Source organism: Streptococcus danieliae (assembly GCF_025447695.1).
GTDB classification, from domain to species: domain Bacteria; phylum Bacillota; class Bacilli; order Lactobacillales; family Streptococcaceae; genus Streptococcus; species Streptococcus danieliae.
On sequence record NZ_JAOBSU010000160.1, the window covers coordinates 1 to 2,395 of the forward strand.

At 46.1% G+C, this 2,395-nt stretch carries 2 protein-coding genes; both read left to right on the forward strand.

The window, feature by feature from the left end; all coding sequences use genetic code 11:
- Nucleotides 1-1,845 (forward strand): DUF859 domain-containing protein (locus tag N4310_RS08200; RefSeq protein WP_262092788.1); only part of this gene is annotated, 1,845 nt, incomplete at its 5' end.
- A 16-nt stretch (nucleotides 1,846-1,861) separates the two neighbouring features.
- Nucleotides 1,862-2,281 carry a DUF1366 domain-containing protein gene (locus tag N4310_RS08205; RefSeq protein WP_262092789.1) on the forward strand — a complete coding sequence of 140 codons (420 nt, stop codon included), beginning with the start codon at nucleotides 1,862-1,864 and terminating at the stop codon, nucleotides 2,279-2,281.
- The last annotated feature ends 114 nt before the right edge of the window (nucleotides 2,282-2,395 follow it).

Sequence of the window (2,395 nt, forward strand, 5' to 3'; positions counted from 1 at the left end):
TCTCCGGCTATGCTTAGCCAGAATTCCAGTATTCAGTTAATCGATAAGACCATCACGATTACACACGGCGATGATGGCTCGAAGACAGCCAGCATGACGGCTAGACTTCAGGGCGGGGGCGGTTACTCCCCTAACACCTTGAGTATTGGCCGGCAAGGCTATCAGTTGGCAGCAATTGCCAGAGCTAGTTCAGCGACGGTACCGAATGGGGTGATTGGCGCGCAAATGACAATCACAATCCAACCGGTAAAAGCTGGCTATACTCACACAGTTCGTTATGAGTTTGAAAGCAGGTCCGGAACAATTGCTTCCAATGTAGCAACTTCAGCAAATTGGACCCCACCCATGGAGTTGTGTGACCTCTACCCTAATTCGACAACAGGGACTGGTCAAATCCACGTCGACACCTATAGTGGTGGTCGTAAGCTAGGGACCCGGTCTTTTTCAACAACCTTGACGATTCCGGATTCTGTCAAACCAACCCTCAGCAATTTCAGTTTGCTGGAAGGGAGTGATGTGGTTAAGCGGGTATTGCCCAATGGACCTTTTGTTCAGGTCTTATCCCAAATCAAGGTTAATTTTGGGGTAGCTCAAGGAGTACGGGGCTCTACCATCAAGAATTACAAGGCAGTTATCCTTGGCAGCAATCAAACGGTCACAGAGAATAATGGAACTTTTGGGATCGTTGACAGGAGCGGTGAAATTACAGTCAGAGCGAGCGTTGTGGATAGCCGGGGACGAGAGTCACCAGCTATTGACAAAAAGGTCCGTGTAGAGGCCTACCATGCGCCGATTCTGTCCTTTTCTGTTGAGCGGGCGGGAGCGCTGCAGGATCAGCTCTTGATTAATCGAAACGCTAAGGTGGCAAGCCTTGGCAATAAGAACCGGATGAAGTTGCGCTTTTATGCGGCTAGGGGCTTGTCTCCAAACTACGCAGCAGCTAATGGTCCGGCAGGGGGTGAGTGGACCTCTACTTTTGAGTTTATTAACTCGAGAGCACAGCTCTCTGGTAGTTATTCTGGAACCAGTTCTTGGATGATTAAGGGAGTCCTGGAAGATGTTTTCACCTCGACCGAGTTTGTCTTCTCGGTTCCGACTGAACAGGTAGTTCTTTCTTATACTCCGCACGGGGTCGGGATCAAGAAACCTTGGGAGAGAGGGGCGGTGGATGCCAAAGGAGATGTTTATGTTGAAGGGAATCTGCTTGTCGATAATAAACACATCCAGTATCACCAACTAACTAGTAAAAGTGGTCGGTCTACTTACCATGCCTCTCGGGCAGTCGATTTGAACCAGAAAACGATTAATCAATTCTTTTCTGTTAATGAACCTAAAAATGGTCCCCTGGGTGACTTTGTCGGTCAGTTTTTTGTGGCAGTTTATTCTGAATCAGATCGCTATCTCTCTCAAGATTTAATCGAAAAAGCAACGGGAAGGCGTTTTACACGAACCCGACACAATGGAGACTGGACTCCCTGGAAACAACTGGCTTTTAAAGAAGCGAAGGAGCCTGCTAAAACTAGCAGTCGGCAACTGAATCTATTTTGGGGAGTTAAGGCGACTGTTGTTCGAAAGGGAGATACAGTTACTCTCTCAATCAACAGGGGAATCTATAATATTAATTCATCTGCGGAGTATCGAGCTGTGACAGAGACAATTCCGGCAGGTTTTCGGCCAATCAGTGAAAGCCACCTTATTATGTATGCGAATAGCGGTGCCTCTTCGGCAGGAACTTCAGTAGCTCATATTGCTTCTGACGGATCGCTAAAACTCACTAATAATGTTTTGGGTGGAAAAGTTTGGACAGGGACGGTTACCTATCTGACAAACGACCCTCAACCTTAGAAAAAAGGAGAAATCAATGAAGTTAGAATACAACTCTAAAAGTTTAGATTACGGACAGGATGGTCAGCCATCACGGACCAAGGTTTTACTAACCAATCTAGAAGGGGCTGCCTATCCGGTATTTTTGCCGGCCGATGTCATCAATGATTCGGATGCCGAGTTATTGGAGAAGGCGTTAGAGATCGTTTATGAAGAGAACTTCCCACATCGGGCCGAGAATGAGAAGTTTAATCTCATTGGTGAGAAGATGGCTAAAATTGATGAGGCAGTTGATGTGGCTAATGAAGCTGTTGCAGAACTTCGTCAGACTTCTGAAGAGGCGAAGATTCAAATGAGAAAAAATGAGCAGCGGATCGATGCGGCAGTTGCAGAACTGACAAGCTTAGTTTTAGGTGCTATTTTTCCGGGAGCAGAAGAAGTGGAGGTAGAGGAATGAGTCTATTATCTAAAGTGACAACAAGTGCGGCACTAGTAAAGAAAGGAAAATTTACCATGAAATTCAAAAAAGAACACCAAATTGTAAAATCTTGGGTATCTCTAGTTAATGCAG

Coding starts and splice junctions, on each gene's coding strand:
- N4310_RS08205 (WP_262092789.1), top strand. CDS start 1,862: ATGAAGTTAGAATACAACTCTAAAAGTTTAGATTACGGACAGGATGGT.